Origin of the sequence: Pseudomonas gingeri (assembly GCF_013385635.1) — a bacterium.
Taxonomy (GTDB): Bacteria; Pseudomonadota; Gammaproteobacteria; order Pseudomonadales; family Pseudomonadaceae; genus Aquipseudomonas; species Aquipseudomonas gingeri_A.
Map to the genome: position 1 here is coordinate 281,981 of NZ_JACAPR010000010.1, position 15,583 is coordinate 297,563.

At 62.9% G+C, this 15,583-nt stretch carries 14 protein-coding genes; 9 read left to right on the top strand and 5 right to left on the bottom strand.

Annotated features, from left to right (window positions below; all coding sequences use genetic code 11):
- Nucleotides 1–14: 14 nt before the first annotated feature.
- Entirely contained in the window at nucleotides 15–1,913 is a 1,899-nt protein-coding gene (locus HX851_RS11690) for a type VI secretion system Vgr family protein (protein ID WP_177065463.1), read from the bottom strand.
- Nucleotides 1,914–2,129: 216 nt separating this feature from the next.
- Between HX851_RS11690 and HX851_RS11695 the strand changes: the two genes are divergently transcribed.
- Complete coding sequence (locus HX851_RS11695; protein WP_177056465.1) at nucleotides 2,130–2,834, top strand: YebC/PmpR family DNA-binding transcriptional regulator; 705 nt, start codon at nucleotides 2,130–2,132, stop codon at nucleotides 2,832–2,834.
- A 184-nt stretch (nucleotides 2,835–3,018) separates the two neighbouring features.
- On the opposite strand, the gene HX851_RS11700 is transcribed toward HX851_RS11695, so the two are convergent.
- On the bottom strand, nucleotides 3,019–4,329 hold the full coding sequence (locus HX851_RS11700) for a leucine-rich repeat-containing protein kinase family protein (protein ID WP_177065465.1): 1,311 nt from the start codon (nucleotides 4,327–4,329) through the stop codon (nucleotides 3,019–3,021).
- 82 nt (nucleotides 4,330–4,411) lie between these two features.
- Entirely contained in the window at nucleotides 4,412–5,539 is a 1,128-nt protein-coding gene (gene zapE, locus HX851_RS11705; protein ID WP_177056463.1) for a cell division protein ZapE, read from the bottom strand.
- Between the two features lie 308 nt (nucleotides 5,540–5,847).
- Here zapE and HX851_RS11710 point away from each other — a divergent pair, with 308 nt between their 5' ends.
- The 8 genes from HX851_RS11710 to HX851_RS11745 all read left to right on the top strand — a co-directional run bounded on the left by HX851_RS11710 (nucleotide 5,848) and on the right by HX851_RS11745 (nucleotide 12,857).
- Complete coding sequence (locus HX851_RS11710; protein WP_256262773.1) at nucleotides 5,848–6,210, top strand: hypothetical protein; 363 nt, start codon at nucleotides 5,848–5,850, stop codon at nucleotides 6,208–6,210.
- Nucleotides 6,211–6,468: 258 nt separating this feature from the next.
- A complete protein-coding gene (locus HX851_RS11715) occupies nucleotides 6,469–6,981 on the top strand; it encodes a Csu type fimbrial protein (protein ID WP_177065466.1) in 513 nt (170 codons plus the stop codon).
- 102 nt (nucleotides 6,982–7,083) lie between these two features.
- The gene (locus HX851_RS11720; protein ID WP_177065468.1) at nucleotides 7,084–7,608 is read left to right on the top strand and encodes a Csu type fimbrial protein; all 525 of its coding nucleotides are present in this window, start codon (nucleotides 7,084–7,086) and stop codon (nucleotides 7,606–7,608) included.
- 20 nt (nucleotides 7,609–7,628) lie between these two features.
- The gene (locus tag HX851_RS11725) at nucleotides 7,629–8,165 is read left to right on the top strand and encodes a Csu type fimbrial protein (protein WP_177056459.1); all 537 of its coding nucleotides are present in this window, start codon (nucleotides 7,629–7,631) and stop codon (nucleotides 8,163–8,165) included.
- Nucleotides 8,166–8,170: 5 nt separating this feature from the next.
- Entirely contained in the window at nucleotides 8,171–8,671 is a 501-nt protein-coding gene (locus HX851_RS11730; RefSeq protein WP_177056458.1) for a Csu type fimbrial protein, read from the top strand.
- 35 nt (nucleotides 8,672–8,706) lie between these two features.
- Nucleotides 8,707–9,501, top strand: coding sequence for a fimbrial biogenesis chaperone (locus HX851_RS11735; protein ID WP_177056457.1), 795 nt, complete (start codon nucleotides 8,707–8,709; stop codon nucleotides 9,499–9,501).
- Nucleotides 9,502–9,559: 58 nt separating this feature from the next.
- Nucleotides 9,560–11,869 (top strand): fimbria/pilus outer membrane usher protein, encoded by a 2,310-nt coding sequence (locus HX851_RS11740; protein ID WP_177065767.1) that lies wholly within the window; start codon nucleotides 9,560–9,562, stop codon nucleotides 11,867–11,869.
- 16 nt (nucleotides 11,870–11,885) lie between these two features.
- The gene (locus HX851_RS11745; protein ID WP_177056456.1) at nucleotides 11,886–12,857 is read left to right on the top strand and encodes a Csu type fimbrial protein; all 972 of its coding nucleotides are present in this window, start codon (nucleotides 11,886–11,888) and stop codon (nucleotides 12,855–12,857) included.
- An 825-nt stretch (nucleotides 12,858–13,682) separates the two neighbouring features.
- Here HX851_RS11745 and HX851_RS11750 read toward each other — a convergent pair.
- Nucleotides 13,683–14,141 (bottom strand): REP-associated tyrosine transposase, encoded by a 459-nt coding sequence (locus HX851_RS11750; RefSeq protein WP_177065470.1) that lies wholly within the window; start codon nucleotides 14,139–14,141, stop codon nucleotides 13,683–13,685.
- A gap of 364 nt (nucleotides 14,142–14,505) precedes the next feature.
- Entirely contained in the window at nucleotides 14,506–15,558 is a 1,053-nt protein-coding gene (locus tag HX851_RS11755; RefSeq protein WP_177056454.1) for an ABC transporter substrate-binding protein, read from the bottom strand.
- Nucleotides 15,559–15,583: the final 25 nt, after the last annotated feature.

Consider the following 15,583-nt stretch of genomic DNA (forward strand, 5'->3'; position numbering starts at 1 on the left):
AGTTCGGTTCACGCTCAATCCGGTCCCGCCGGCCTGATCAGCCATTCATAGACACTGTTCAATTCATCCCGGCAGGTGTCGGGGGCGTTGTCCAGGTTCGCCTGGAGCAGGGCCTGGCGTTGAGCGAGGCTCCAATGCTGCCTCAGGTAGTCGTGCAGGGCCACGCATTGCCCTGGGTAGAGCAGCCAGAGCTGTTCCGGGGTATGGCCGAGCTCCAGCGCCAGCCGGTGTTGTTGGTACGGACTCAGCGCGACCACGCCGCGGGTGTCGCTGCGGCCTTCGAGCAGGATGTCAGCACGGCCCAGGCGCGCCAGCTCCTTGAGGCCCGGTCGTGGCATGCGCACGATGTACCAGATGCTGTCGCACAGGCAGCGGCCAGGGTTTTGCGGTCGTTCGTAGAGGTGGATCTCCCCCGGTGCATCGGGTCCGCCCGGCGCCGTGGCCGGATGCGACATCGCGGAACTGCATGAGCCCTGCTGGAGCGTCGGTTGTTGCTCCACAGGCATGGCATCAGGTGGGCTATCACTCTCCCGGCCGGCCAGAAAGCCGCAGACTACCAGTTGGTCCGGATCATGGTCGACACAGTCGATCAGTACCTGGCTGCCTACCGGTGGTGCTGTTCCTTCGGCAATGCCCATTGGGATCCAGCAGCCGGGGAGGTGGTCCGCCGAGTGCTGGGCACCGTGCAATTGGATGGGCAGGCGTCCCTGGGCATCCACCAGTGCCGATTGCCCCGGCGGGCCGAGCACAGTGCCCAGTTGATAACCCTGCTGCCGTGCTCGTGCCTGGCGCAAGGCCGGGCGAAACGGCGTGGCCCAGGGAATCGCGCGAAAGTGATTGCTGTAGCCGTGGGCCTCGAAGTGCTCATCCGCCAAGGGAACCTGGCCGTATTCATCGCAGAGTTGCTCAAGTGCCTCGCCATCCAGTCGTTGTTCGCCCCAGTGCTGGACTTCGATGATCAGCCATTGGTCGTTGAGTGCCGCGCGTGGGTGACCGCTCAGGCGGTGTACATCGCCGCTGTGCAGTTGCCCCAGATTGCTGCTCCCCTGGACCTGTCGGCTTTCGCAGCGCAGCCGTTCCAGGGTTCGCCGGCTGCGTTGCCGCGCATGCCGCTGTTGCGGATCGGAAAAGGCCGAGTGCAGGCCATAGGCCTCTGTCTGATTGGCCGCACCGTCAGGTTCGGGTGTGGCGCTGCAGGACTGTCCCGACCAGGGCGGGCACGCGATTCCAAGGGGCCGGTGAGGCCCGGCGTGGGCGAGCATCGCGTGGCGTTCGTGGAGTCGGCTGATCACCGGTTGCCCGTCTGTAGGCGGAGTCTCGCAGTAGCGCACGGTGCCGGGGCGTTCGGCAAAGGCCTGGGGATCTTCGGCGAATACCACGATATGCCGTCGGGGGCTGTGTTCGAAGTGGTAGTGGATGCCCTCTTCCTCGCAGAGCCGGTTCAGCCACTGCAGGTCGTTCTGATCGTGTTGCTGGCACTGTGGACGCGGCGGGTAGGTTCCCTGGTGAAGTTCGAAGCGATAGTCTGCGGTGCCCAGGCCGTGGCTCTCGAGCAACTGGCGGAGGATGTCGGGGACGCTCAGGTTGTAGAACACCCGGCGCCTGGCATGGCGTTCCAGCAGTTGGAGACGGGGCGCCAGCACCATCCGGTAGTGACACACGTCCGCGCTGAGGTAGCGGCTGCTGGCTTCATGGATCAGCCCGTGGGCACCTTCCAGCGCCAGCCCGAAACTGAGGAATGCCGGTTGTTGCAGCAGCGCTTGCAGGTCCAGTCCGGGATCATCGCCCAGTAGCTCGATTTCAAAGCGATACGGCCGGTTCAGCACTTCGCGCCCGCTGAAGTGAATGACCTGGAAGGGCGTCGTGAAGGGGAGGATCGTCAGTGAGAACAGTCGTTCCTTGTCCTGAGCCATTGCATCTCTTCTTATAGGGGATTTTGCGGCAGAGGGTACGAAATGCCGCGGACGCCTGGACATAGCAAAACGGCTTTTGGGAAATTGCCTACGACGATCTGGGTAGAGTCGTAGCGATTATCAGGTTTTGGTCGATCAGCGACTTTTTGCCGTATAAACTGCGCGCAAAGCGTCGGCCAATAGATGTCACGACGCCACTGATCGAGAGAGTGAGTAATGGGCGCACAGTGGAAGGTTAAACACAAAGAGGCGGCAGCCAACGCCAAGGGCAAGCTGTTTGGCAAGCTGGTCAAGGAAATCACCATTGCCGCGCGCAATGGCGCGGACATCACCACCAACGCGCACTTGCGGCTGGTGGTCGAGCAGGCGAAAAAGGCCTCGATGCCCCGTGACACCCTGGAACGTGCGATCAAGAAAGGCTCGGGTCAACTGGGCGAGACCGTGCAGTACCACCGTGTGACCTACGAAGGCTTCGCCCCGCATCAGGTGCCGCTGATCGTCGAATGCGTCACCGACAATATCAACCGTACCGTGGCGGAAATCCGCGTGGCCTTCCGCAAGGGCCAACTGGGTGCCTCGGGTTCGGTGGCGTGGGACTTCAACCATGTCGGCCTGATCGAGGCCGCGCCGGATACCCCGGATGCAGACCCGGAAATGGCGGCCATCGAAGCCGGCGCGCAGGATTTCGAGGCGGGCGAAGAGGGCGCGACCTTGTTCATCACCGAGCCGACCGATCTGGACGCCGTACAGAAGGCGTTGCCGGAACAGGGTTTCACCGTCTTGTCGGCCAAGCTGGGCTATCAGCCGAAGAACCCGGTCAGTGGCTTGAGCGACGAGCAGATGGCGGAAGTCGAAGCCTTCCTCGAAGGCCTGGACAACCATGACGACGTGCAAGACATGTTCGTCGGCCTGGCGGGTTGATCCTGTGGCGAGCGGGCTTGCCCTGATGTCATTCAGCTAAAACCGAACACGGTCCCTGTAGGAGCGGGCTTGCCAGCGATGAGGCCCTTAAGCCCGCCAAAAGCGTCGGGGGCGAGCTCCCTCCCACAAGTCCTGCATCGGCAAGCCGGCTCCTACAGGTTATACGTTTTCAATATCCCGTCAGTTATCCCAGCGCCGTGCAGATCGCCTCGAATCCCGGTCGTGCCAGCACCTCCGGCTGGATGCAGCGCAACTGTAAGGCCTGCAGCGATTCCAGCAGGCGCTGATCGGTGTTGCCATCGATCCGCTCCAGCAGTTCCCCCAGCAGAATTCCGAACGCCCTCACTTCGATCCGCTGCAACGCGCGGGTTTCCAGGCTGTCCGTCGGCGAATGAAACGACGCCGCGCCAAAGTCCCCCAGCAGGCAGTCACCGTTGGCGTTGTAGAGGATATTGTGCCCGTACAGGTCGCCATGGCAGAGGCCCAGGCGGTGCAAGTGCGCACCGGCCGAGGCAATCCCGCGCGCCATGCGCAGGGCCTGTTCGGCGCTGAAGCGGGTGTCGTCGCGATACACATCGCGACTGCACGAATCGAGGCTGGGCAGGGCGGCAAGGTTGGCGAACCGTGGATCGATCAGTTCCATGACCAGCCCGGACTGGCTGTCCGGGTGGTCGACGATACGCCCCTCGACCCGGATCAGGTTCGGGTGCAAGCCGGCCGCGATGCAGGCATTCATTTCATTCAGCGGCGAGCCGTCGCTGGTCATGCTGCCCTTGTACAGTTTCACCGCCACGGCCTTGGCCGGCGCTGCAGGCCGGGTCCAGAGGGCCTGGTTGATCACCCCGGAAGCGCCTTCACCCAGCCGTTGCCCGAGTTGCAACTGTGCCCAGCCGATATTCGGCGTGTTGTCAGCGGTCAGTACCTCGCCCGTGTGATCGAGTCGAGGGTTACCGGCATAGGCGATCCAGGCCAGGCTGGGCAGGGTCAGCAGCCACTGCGGCAGTTCGCTCAACTGGTTGGCGGCGATGCGGATCAGTTCGAGCTTGTGGCAGTCGGCCAGGGTCGCCGGCAGTTGCCGCAGGCGATTACCCGCCAGCATGAGTTTCTGCAGCAAGGGGCGGCGCCCCAGTTCATCGGGCAGTTCGCCGATACGGTTGTCGGTCAGGATCAGCCAGCGCAACAGCGGTGGCAGTGCCGCGGCCGGTACGTGTTCGATGCGATTGGCCTTGAAGGCGACCATGCTCAGCCGGGCGCACTGGCCCAGGCAGGCGGGCAGCTCGGTGAACAGGTTGTCGGAGCAGAACAGGATGCGCAGGTGCGGCAGGCGATGCAGGTCGTCCGGCAAGCTGCTCAACTGATTGCCGCTCAGGTTGAGGATTTCCAGGGAGTCGGCCAGTTGGAAGATTTCCCGGGGGAACTCGCTGAGCCCGCAGGACAGGTCGAGTCGCTTGATGCCGGTCAGTTGGCCGGCGCGCAGTTGGGCAAGGGTATCCATAAGCGGAGGTCCGTACGGGTCACGATCAGCGAAAAAGGCCGCCATCATAGCGATGTGGGCGCGACCTTGCTCATGGTTGCGTTCAGGGACCGACTTCCACCAGTTGCCCCAGGCGACTGCGGGTGCGTGCCAGATCGATGGCATTGCCGCCGAGGCTGTCGCGCAACGGCTGTGCGCCGATCAGCAACAGGCGCTTGTCCTGGTCGTAGAGAACGTCGATCAGGTTGATGAAGCGCTGTTGGGCGGCGATCGAGCACTCCTCCAGGCTGGGCAGTTCGTCGATGATCCAGGTGTCGAAACGCCGGCACAGTTCCAGGTAGTCCATCACCGCCGTGGGTTCTTCGCACAGGTCGGCGAATTCGAAGCGTACGCAACGATCCTGGTTCTGGCGCACCTTCAGTTGACGCGTACCGACAGCCAGGGGCGCGGGCGCAGCCCCGCGTTCCGGCAGTTGCAGGGCATGACGCTGTTCGCGGCTGCCGGGCCAGATGTACTGGCCGTGGGTGAATTGCTGTTGGGCATGACTGCGCGGCTGGCTCCGATAGTCATGAGGGCCGCCGACCTCCATCACGTCCATCCGGGCGTTGATCAGGTCGATCACCGGTTTGAACCGTGCATGATAGAGCGGGTTGGGCAGCAGGCCCTGGGGCGGGTAGTTGGAGGTCACCACCAGTAGCACACCCCGTTGGAACAAAGCCTTGAACAGCCGGGTGATGAGCATGGCATCGCCGATGTCATGGACATGGAACTCGTCGAAGCACAGCAACCGGCAGCCTTCCAGCAGTTCGTCGAGGGTGCTGGCGAGGGCGTCCGGCGCTTCGCGATGGGTGAACATGCCTTGGTGCAGGCGGGCAAAGAAGTCATGGAAATGCAGCCGCTGTTTCTCGGCAATCGGCACGGCCTGGAAGAAACCGTCCAGCAACCAGCTCTTGCCGCGCCCGACGGCACCATGCAGGTACAGGCTGCGCTGGCGCTGCTGGGGCGAACCCTGCAACAGTGCCGTGGCCTGTTGTGCCATGCGCTCGATGACCCGCTGCTGGCTGTGGCTCAGGGTATAACCCTGGTGGCTGGCCTTGTGGCGGAAATACTCATGCACGTCATGGTGCGGCGCCATGACGCCGGCCTTGCCGGAAAGGGCCTTGCCGAAAAAGCGACGCAAGGCCGGCCAGCGGGATTTCACGCCGGGGCGATGAGGAGGTAGAGCGGCCAACGGAGAAGGTCCCCTTACATGAACGTCCTGATCGTCCGGGTCATGGTGTCCTGGCAAGCATCGTGGCGCAGATGGCGCAAGGCTATCTTGGCAACGGTCGCGCTAATTTAACCATACAAAATGTGGCAGTCAGCAATCTCTACAAGGGCGCTGCGATATTTTCCGCAGCCATATGTCGGCTCGAACATGAAATCCAGTGCAGGCATATGGCCATACCCTTTATCCTGAGGCGCTTTTCATTACCCAGCTTTTTTCGTCAGGGTCCCTGCCGCTCAAATGGATTGAGCCATTGAGCGGAGTCCGTGCGAATGCCTGAAAAACGGGACCGGACCATGCACTCCATCCATCGACTGTTGTTCGCCCTGGGCGCTTTTTGCCTGCTGCCCGGTAATGCCCTGGCGGCGGTCAGCGGGCAGATCGAGGCGCGGCTGGTGATTACCGCCGCCTGTGAGGTCAGCCACAACGCCGGGGCGGGCATCGGCCAGGGCAAACCCCTCGATCCCCGGCTGCGCGGGAGCCGGGACAACCTGGCTGTGAGTTGTGGTTCCTCGCCCAACAGTCCGACCCAGTTCACCGTCAATGTCGACAACCGGGCCCACGGCCTTGACAGCGCTCGCGCCCAACCTGGCGGGCCCTACCGCGATACGGTCATCGTGACGCTGGGCTGGTAGCCGAGCCGCTGCAGATCGTTCGTCAAATCGAAACAAAATGTTCCGGCCGATTTCATTGAACCTATCTGCTTTTGAACGGAATTCTGCTGCTCATACAGCTTTTTACGGGAAGAACCATGGGGGTTCTACTGAAAGTGCCTAGGAAAAGTACTGCAAATATATAAGTGCATTTCTGACTCTACTGGCAGCTTTGTCCTTCACTGCTAACCTGATGTTAGCAAGCCATCCCTCAAAAGGATTGAGGCCGTGAATGGATCTATGGTTTTGGCAGTCGTGAGCGCACTGTGCAGCGCCCAGGCGTTGGCCGCGCAACTCCAGGTGGAGGTGCGGGTCAATGTGATGCGCGGCTGTCAGTTGGTCGGCCTGACCCGCGACGCGGGCATCGACCAACTGGGTGTGCTCGACTTTGGCAATACCGCCCGTCTGAACGACCCTGCGGGGCCCTTGAGCGCCGCGCTGACCAGTACCCGCCTGCCACGCCTGGAATGCAATCCCGATACCCCTTATCAAGTACGCATCGATGGCGGCCTGCACGGCGGCATCGGTGAAGTGCGCTACCTGGAGGGCGATGCCCGCAGCAGCCCGATCCCCTATCGACTCTACCGCGATGCCGCGCGGCGTATTGCGCTGCCGGTCAACGAACCCGTGAGCGGCACCGTGCCCGACAGCGGTTCTGTGGAACTGCCGTTGTATGCGCGGATCGAGCCGTTGGCCCGGATACCCCGTGTCAGTCGTTACACCGATGTCGTGAAGGTGACCGTCACCTGGTAAGCGCTTGCAGCAACCTCTGTCGGGTGGACCTGGCAGGAAAAGGAATGTCGCCCACGACCGGGCGGCCAACCGGTTTTATCCTGATGGAAGTAGGATCGGCATATGAAGTACCTCAACCGCGCCGTGTCAGTTTTCGGGCCCCTGCTTTTGCTGGCGAGTGGTGCCGAGGCGGTGGTGACCGGGACCATCCAGGCCCGGCTGGTCATTTTACCGGCCTGCGAGGTGAACACCGGTGTTGCCTCCATGCCGAGCAATCTCGGGCAACTGGATTTCGGCAGCTCGGGGCCGACCTGGACCCGCCCATTGAATGCCAACATTCAGAGCAGCGGCGGTGCCCTGCAAGTCACCTGCAATGCCTCGGTCAGCGGCTTCACCGTGACTATCGACGGCGGTGTCAACGGCGACGGTACCACCCGGCGCCTGAGCAACGGACGCCAGACCATTCCCTACCGACTCACCGTCGATGCCGCCGGCACCGACAGCTACAGCATCGGGCAACAACGCAATTTCGCCGTCAGCACCGGAACCCAGAGGCCGATCCCGGTCTATGGCGCCGTGGTGGCGAATACCAACGCACTGCCGGCCGGCACTTATCGCGACACGCTGACGGTCACGTTGGACTGGTAACTCAACAGAGGATGAGCATCATGCAGCAACTTGCTTCGCGTCTCGTTTTATCAGTGCTCGGCCTGGCACTGGCAACCGGTGCCCAGGCCGCGACCACCGTCACCGGGCAAATCAGTTCCACCCTGATCCTGACCAGCAGTTGCCTGGTCAACGGCGGGGCCGGTTCCACCAACCTGAACTTCGGTACATTGAATTTCGGTACCACCGACAGTCTGTTCACCCAGGCCGGTACCCAACTGGTAGCCGCCGGCGGTGGTGCGGTGTCGATCCAGTGTTCGGCCGGGACCACGCCCACCGTGACCATCCAGGGCGGCCTGCATGACGGGCAGTCCACCGGTGGTACCCGGGCCCTGTACGACGGGGTGTCGCATTTCGTGCCGTATGACCTTTACACCGACTCCGGGTACAACAACATCCTGGCGAGTAATGGTGTGATCAACCTCGCGGCCAGTACCGGCGCGGCCCAGACCATCAATCTCTGGGGCAAGGCGGTGGGTAAACCCGGGCTGCCGGCCGGGACCTACAGCGACACCATTTCCGTGCAATTGAGCTTCTGAGTGCGATGGCCGGCCATGGATGCGCCGCCGTACTGCTGGCCTGCGCGACCAGCCTGCCGTTGCCGCTGGCGGCGGTCACCAGCGCGAGCTTCCAGGTCAGCGCCAGCATTATCGCCGGTTGCCTGGTGGTGGGCGGGGGCTCCAACTACGGCAACCTGAACTACGGCAGCTATTCGGCGTTGTCGACCAGTACGGTGTCGACCTCGCTGACCAGCGGGGTGCAATTGCAATGCACGCCGGGGGTGACCCTGAGCATGAGCGTGGACGGCGGGCAGAACAACAGCAGCGGCCGCCACCTGAAGCTCAACAGCGGTACCGCCCAGGTCGCGTACCAGCTGTTCAGCGACGCCGGTCTGAGCCAGGCGTTGGGCATCAGCCAGAGTGTGAACGTGGCCTATAGCAACGCGAACAACATCAGCCTGCCGCTCTACGGCAGGGTGGTTTTACCGGGGAATCAGCCGGCGGGGACCTACAGCGATGTGCTGCAGGTGCAGCTGTCCTGGTAGGGGGCGGTTTAATTGAAGCGACAAGGAGTTTGCCTATGTGTTCACCCTCCCGGCGCTTGCAGGCCGTGCGTTACGGACTGCTGGCCATGGTCTTGCTGGGTGCGGGCCAGGTCTGGGCGGCAAGCTCGGTACTGATCTGGCCGATCGATCCGGTACTGGAGGCCGATCAACAGGCCAGTGCGCTGTGGCTGGAAAATCGCGGCAATGAAACCACCAACCTGCAGATCCGGGTCTTCGCCTGGAGCCAGAACGGGTTCGACGACCAGTATCAGAACCAGCGCGAGGTGATCGGCAGCCCGCCGGTGGCGCGCATCGAGCCGGGTCAGAAACAGCTGGTGCGCCTGACCCGGACCCGCGACGTGGCGCCGGGGCGGGAACAGGCCTACCGCATCATCATCGACGAGATCCCGGCGGCGAAATCGCCGGATACCGCTGCTGCGGAGGGCAAGACAGCGGCGGCGATCCAGTTCCAGATGCGTTACTCGGTGCCTTTGTTCACCTACGGTGCGGGGCTCTGGAGCAAGGCGGACCTGACCCGCCAGCGCGATCCGAAAAGTGCCGGCGTCCCGGAACTGAGCTGGCGCAAGGTCGCCGAGGGCGGGCGCTCCTATATCGAGATCCGCAACCGCGGTTCGGTGCATGCACGACTGACCGATGTAGTGCTCAAGCAGGGCGGCCAAGCCCGGCCGGTGGTTGAGGGGCTGATGGGTTATGTATTGCCGGGGGCGACCATGCGCTGGCCGGTGCCGGAACCCCTGGCCAGCGGCCAGGAACTGCTGTTGCGGGTCAATGGTGCACCACAGGTCCAGAGCGTCAAGGCGGATCAGTGAAGAACAGGGAGTGAGCTGAGTGTGGGCTCGTCATATCCACTATCTGCCATGGATTGCCATGGGTTGTTGCTGGCTGGTGTTTCTCCCGCGGGTCGGGGCCGGTGAACTGCCACCGCCACCTACCAGCCTGGAGGCCATCCCCGATGCGCAACTGTACCTCGAGCTGCTGGTCAATCAGATGGACACCGGCAAGGTCATCGTCGTCGACCAGCGCGCTGGCCAGCTTTTCCTGCCGGCCTCGGACCTGCAGGCGATCGGTATGAAGCTGCCGCCGTCGGTGTCCGCCGAAGTCGCCCTCGACCAGTTGCCGGGGTTGCACAGCGAATACGACAGCCAGGGCCAGCGCCTGCTGCTGACCGTGCCGGCGGACTGGCTGCCGGCGCAGTTCCTCGGCAACCGCCAGGCCTATCCGCGGACCCAGGCGCTGACCAGCTTCGGCGCGATGCTCAACTATGACCTGTACCTCAATGACACCGACGATGCCGGTACCTACCTGGCGGCCTGGAACGAAGTACGGGTGTTCGACACCTGGGGCACCCTGTCCAACACCGGGCAGTACCGCCGCGGTTTCGGTGCGAACGCGGGTGGCGCGCTGAACAATGGTTATCTGCGCTACGACACCACCTGGCGTTATTCCGACGATGAGCGTCTGCTGACCTACGAGGCCGGCGATGTGGTCAGCGGGGCCTTGCCCTGGAGCAATTCGGTGCGCCTGGGCGGGGTACAGCTGTCACGGGACTTCGGCGTGCGTCCGGACCTGGTGACCTATCCGCTGCCGCAATTCGCCGGTGAAGCGGCGGTGCCGTCCTCGGTGGATCTGTTCATCAACGGTTTCAAGTCGTCCAGCGACAACGTGCAACCCGGTCCCTACACCCTGACCAATATCCCGTTCATCAACGGTGCGGGCGAGGCGGTGGTGGTGACCACCGACGCCCTCGGACGGCAGGTGTCCACCACCGTGCCGTTCTATGTCACCAGTACCCTGCTGCAAAAGGGTCTGTCGGATTTCTCGGTGGCCGCCGGTAACCTGCGCCGTGATTATGCACAGAAGGACTTTGGCTACGGCCCGGGCGTGACCTCCGGCAGTCTGCGCTACGGTCTGAGTGACAGTTTCACCCTGGAAAGCCATGCCGAGGCCTCCAGTGACCTGACCCTCGGCGGCCTCGGCGGCAACCTGCGCCTGGGCAATTTCGGTGTGCTCAACAGCGCTTTCAGCCAGAGTCGCTTCGACGGTCGCCAGGGCCGGCAGGTCAGCCTCGGCTACCAGTACAGCAGCCAGCGCTACAGCCTGTCCTACCAGCGCCTGGAACGTCACGATCAATACGCCGACCTGACGGTGATCGACACGCCGTACATCAGCCTGAGCAAACGCAGCGAGCAGGTCACGGCCAGCCTCAATCTCGACAGCTGGGGCAGCCTCGGCGCCGGCTATTTCGATATCCGTGCCGCCGACGATTCACGTACCCGCCTGCTTAACCTGACCTGGAACCGCCCGCTGTGGGGCAACAGCAGTTTCTATCTGTCGGCCAACCGCGAAATCGGCGACAGCAATTGGGCGGTGCAGGCCCAGGTGGTGTTTCCCTTCGACCTCAACGGCAGCCTGAGCATGAGTGTCGAGCGGGACAAGAGCGGCGCGAGCCGCGAACGGATCAATTACAGCCGGGCGGTCCCAAGCCAGGGTGGCGTGGGTTACAACCTCGGCTATGGCCATGGCCAGGGTCCGGATTACCGCCAGGCCGACCTCACCTGGCGCCTGCAGTCGGTGCAGTTGCAAGCCGGCGTCTACGGCAGCAGCGATGCCGAGACCCGCTGGGCCGATGCAAGCGGTTCGCTGGTATGGATGGACAAGCAGATCTTCGCCGCGAACCGCATCAACGATGCGTTCGTGGTGGTCAGCACCGACGGTTACTCGAAGGTGCCGGTGCGCTATGAAAACCAGCTGGTGGGCGAGACCGACAAGTCCGGGCGGCTGCTGGTGCCCTGGAGCAGCGGCTACTACCGTGGCAAATACGAAATCGATCCGCTGAACCTGCCGGCCGACGTCCAGAGTCCGACGGTCGAGCAGCGCATCGCGGTCCGCCGTGGCAGCGGCTACCTGCTGAAGTTCCCGTTGACCCGGATCGTTGCCGCCAGTGTTGAACTGGTGGATGCGCACAACCAGCCGTTGCCCCTTGGGGCCAATGTCATCCATGAACAGACCGGGGCTGCAGCGGTGGTGGGCTGGGATGGCCTGGTCTACCTGGAGAACCTGGCGAAGCAGAACAGCCTCAAGGTGATGCTGGCCGATGGCAGTATCTGCCGGGTGCGGTTCGCCATGGAGGCGTCCGCCGAGCAGGTGCCGTTGATTGGTCCGCTGGTCTGTCGATAGACACAGGAGGTGTCGAATGAAGGTGCGTAGTCTGGTCTCGGGTCTACTGTTGAGCGCTTTGGCGTCCCAGGCCCAGGCACTGTGCTCGGTGGTCGCCACGACCGCGGCGGGCTTTGGTCCGGTGAGTTCGATCCTGACGCGGACCACGGTGCAATCGACCTCGACCACCAATGCAGGGTTGCGCTGTACCGGTTCGCTGCTGACCCTGCTGACCACCAACGATCACTTCTATGCCACCATCACGTCCAGCACCGCCGGCATGGTCGGCCCCACCGGTGATGTGATCAGCTACAACATCTATGCCAGCAACAATACCGGCGCGGCCTACCTGATCGCCCGCAACACGCCCTATGACTTTGCCCGCAACGGCATCATCGATCTGTTGGGCCTGCTCGGCGGCTCAACACCCAAGACCGTGCCGATCTACTTCGGGACAATCATCGGCAGCAACGTCGCGGCGGGGATCTACACCGAGACCCTGAGCATCTACTGGGACTGGAACTATTGCGCCGGCATCGGTGCGCTGGGCATCTGCCTGGGCCGTGACGCCAGCAACGGGACGGCCAGCCTGACGGTGAACATGACCGTCAGCAACGATTGCACGGTGAGCGCGCCGAATATCAGCTTCGATGGGGCGCCGGTGGTCAGCGCCTTCGGCACGGTCAACCAGACCATCAACGTGTCGTGTACCAAGGGCAGTCCTTATACGGTCGGCCTGGACCCGGGCCAGCATGCCGGCGGCGGTCGGCGGAACATGATCTCGGGAGGCAATCTGCTGGCCTACGACATCTTCAAGAGCGCGGGCACCACGGTGTGGGGCAGCGTCGGCGCGGCCCGCCGTTCCAGCAGCGACGCCGAGGTCAACCCGGGCAACGGCCTGGGTCTGGGCAGCCAGGTGTTCAACTACAACGCCAAGATCTACACCGACCAGACCACACCGCCGGCCGGGACCTACACCGACAACGTGATTCTGGATGTGGGTTTTTGAGCCGATGCTCGGTTGTGCATATGTGGTGACATTGCATTGCAGTGCTTGGACGCTTTGTCGTGGGGGCACCGCATTGCAGTGCTCGGACGCTTATTGTGGCGAGCGGGCTTGCCCGCGCTCGGCTGCGCAGCAGCCGTAAAACCAAAGCCCGCGTTATATCTGATGTACCGCGATAGCAGGTTTTGGGGGCGCTTCGCACCCCAACGCGGGCAAGCCCGCTCGCCACATTGGGATGCTTTTCAGATCACGCTAGTGTGGCTGAATGTGAGCGCGGTTTTCGTTGCTGCGACAGAGATTGTCAGAGCTCAGCATTTGCGTGTTCGGACGCTTATTGTGGCGAGCGGGCTTGCCCGCGCTCGGCTGCGCAGCAGCCGTAAAACCACAGCCCGCGTTATATCTGATGTACCACGATAGCAGGTTTTGGGGGCGCTTCGCACCCCAACGCGGGCAAGCCCGCTCGCCACATTGGGATGCTTTTCAGATCACGCTAGTGTGGCTGAATGTGAGCGCGGTTTTCGTTGCTGCGACAGAGATTGTCAGAGCTCAGCATTTGCGTGCTCGGACGCTTATTGTGGCGAGCGGGCTTGCCCGCGCTCGGCTGCGCAGCAGCCGTAAAACCACTGCCCGCGTTATATCTGATGTACCGCGATAGCAGGTTTTGGGGGCGCTTCGCACCCCCACGCGGGCAAGCCCGCTCGCCACATTGGGATGCTTTTCAGATCACGCTAGTCTGGCTGAATGTGAGCGCGGTTTTCGTTGCTGCGACAGAGATTGTCAGAGCTCAGCATTTGCGTGTTCGGACGCTCGCCACATTGGGGGGCATGTTCAGAGCCAGATGGCATCCCATAATGGATAGTCGCCGATCCGCTTGACCAGGCCGGCGCGCAGAGGGTTGGCAACGATATATCTGGCGGTATTGCGAAGGTCTTCGCCGTCGCGAATGGCCCTGTCGTGATAACCGCCTTGCCAGAAACGGCCGTAGCCGCGAGTCGCCTGATTGATGGTCAATGTACTGCGGGATTTGACGCTGCCAATCACCCGGGAAAGGTGGCGGTGGTGCAGCTGAAACAACCAGTGGAAATGGTCCGGCATGATCACCCAGGCCATGGAGTCCACCTGTCCTTGTTCATGGGCCCGCCTCATTTCTGCAACGAGCAGGCGTCCCAGTTGCCAATTGGCAAATAGCGGTGATCGGTCATGTACCACTGCCGTGACCAGGTAGGCGTGTCCTGGTTCGGAGTATCGACCCATGCGCAGACGATGTGAGTCGGGGCGTCGAGGCAATCCGTTGCACTCTTTGGCTGGAGGAGGTGTTGTGAACGCTAGCAGCCCAGGGAATGACATGGGTTATGGAGAGTTTACTGCGTATTACAGAACCCATCGCCCGGGTGGCGAACAGGCTTGTCGGGACGCCTCACTGCTGCGCTTGGCCGCCCCGCTACGTCGATGCTTGGTTGCATACTTGTGGCGAGCGGGCTTGCCCGCGCTCGGCTGCGCAGCCGCCGTAAAACCATAGCCCGCGTCATATCTGATGTACCGCGATAGCAGGTTTTGGGGGCGCTTCACCCCCCAGCGTCGGAATACCGCCCAGAGCAAGCCCGCTCACCACAGAACTGATGGTGTTTCTTCAAGTGAACAGCCGTGGCGACTAGCGCTCGATGCTGCGGTTCCAGCGGGCGTTCCATTCCGGGCGCAGCACGTTGACCTGGTCCCAGTCGATGGCCACCGCGGTATCCAGGTATTTTTTCATGGCCTCGACCTGGCCGCGGGTGCGGTCGGTGGTCGGGGTGTTGGGGTTGGACGGGATCTGGTCGCCATCTTCCAGTGCCGCCGCCTGGGCCTCGGGGGTCAACAGGAATTCGGCGAGCTTCTGCGCCAGTTCCGGCTGGGTGTTGTTGGCGATCGCACATTCGGCCACGTTCAGCACCACCGCGCCTTCCTTGGGCTGGGCGTACTCCACCGGGATGCCCTTGAGCTTGAGCGCGGTGACCTGGGTCGGGGTCAGCGGGAACAGCGCCGCCTCGTCGGTCTGGACCATCTCCGAGAGCTTGGCCGAACTCGGGATGTACTCCAGCACGTTGCGCCCGACACTGTTCGGCCACGCCTTGAAACCCGGGTCGACATTGGTCTCGCTGCCGCCCTGGAGCCGGTTGAACATCAGGAAACCGTGGAGGCCGAAGGTCGAGGACGACATCGACTGGAACACCAGCTTGTCCTTGTACTTGCTGTCCGCCATGTCCATCCATGAGGTCGGCGCGGCCCAGCCTTTTTCCTTGAACAGACGCGTGTTGTAGGCCAGCCCGGTCACGCCCAGGCTGACCGCCACCGCTTCATCCTTGATCCGTCCCTTGGCCGGGATCTGCGCCAGGGTCGGGTTGTCGGCGAGCTTGCTGCACAGGCCCATGGAGATCGCCCGGTACATGATCCCGTCATCGAGGAAGATCACGTGCAGCTGCGGGTTGTCCTTGCTCGCCTGGACCTTGGCGAGGATGTCCGCGGAGGTGCCGGGCACGATGACTACCTTGACGTTGTTGGCCTTTTCGAAGGGCGGTAGCACCTTGTCGCTGTACAGGCGTTCCATGGTCCCGCCGTTCATGCCCAGGTACAGCGTGGGCTCGGCCTGGGCCGGCGCGGCGAGCAGCAGGGCAGTGAGAGGCAGGCAGGACAAACCGATCAGGGCATTGCGTGGGGAGTTCTTCATGGCGCGATCTTCCTCTGGGTTCTGA

Excerpts from the sequence above, each read along its gene's own strand:
- HX851_RS11715 (WP_177065466.1), top strand. The coding sequence starts at position 6,469 with ATGGTTTTGGCAGTCGTGAGCGCACTGTGCAGCGCCCAGGCGTTGGCC.
- HX851_RS11695 (WP_177056465.1), top strand. The coding sequence starts at position 2,130 with ATGGGCGCACAGTGGAAGGTTAAACACAAAGAGGCGGCAGCCAACGCC.
- HX851_RS11745 (WP_177056456.1), top strand. The coding sequence starts at position 11,886 with ATGAAGGTGCGTAGTCTGGTCTCGGGTCTACTGTTGAGCGCTTTGGCG.
- HX851_RS11690 (WP_177065463.1), bottom strand. The coding sequence starts at position 1,913 with ATGGCTCAGGACAAGGAACGACTGTTCTCACTGACGATCCTCCCCTTC.
- HX851_RS11735 (WP_177056457.1), top strand. The coding sequence starts at position 8,707 with ATGTGTTCACCCTCCCGGCGCTTGCAGGCCGTGCGTTACGGACTGCTG.
- HX851_RS11725 (WP_177056459.1), top strand. The coding sequence starts at position 7,629 with ATGCAGCAACTTGCTTCGCGTCTCGTTTTATCAGTGCTCGGCCTGGCA.
- HX851_RS11755 (WP_177056454.1), bottom strand. The coding sequence starts at position 15,558 with ATGAAGAACTCCCCACGCAATGCCCTGATCGGTTTGTCCTGCCTGCCT.
- HX851_RS11730 (WP_177056458.1), top strand. The coding sequence starts at position 8,171 with ATGGCCGGCCATGGATGCGCCGCCGTACTGCTGGCCTGCGCGACCAGC.
- HX851_RS11700 (WP_177065465.1), bottom strand. The coding sequence starts at position 4,329 with ATGGATACCCTTGCCCAACTGCGCGCCGGCCAACTGACCGGCATCAAG.
- HX851_RS11740 (WP_177065767.1), top strand. The coding sequence starts at position 9,560 with ATGGGTTGTTGCTGGCTGGTGTTTCTCCCGCGGGTCGGGGCCGGTGAA.
- HX851_RS11710 (WP_256262773.1), top strand. The coding sequence starts at position 5,848 with ATGCCTGAAAAACGGGACCGGACCATGCACTCCATCCATCGACTGTTG.
- HX851_RS11720 (WP_177065468.1), top strand. The coding sequence starts at position 7,084 with ATGAAGTACCTCAACCGCGCCGTGTCAGTTTTCGGGCCCCTGCTTTTG.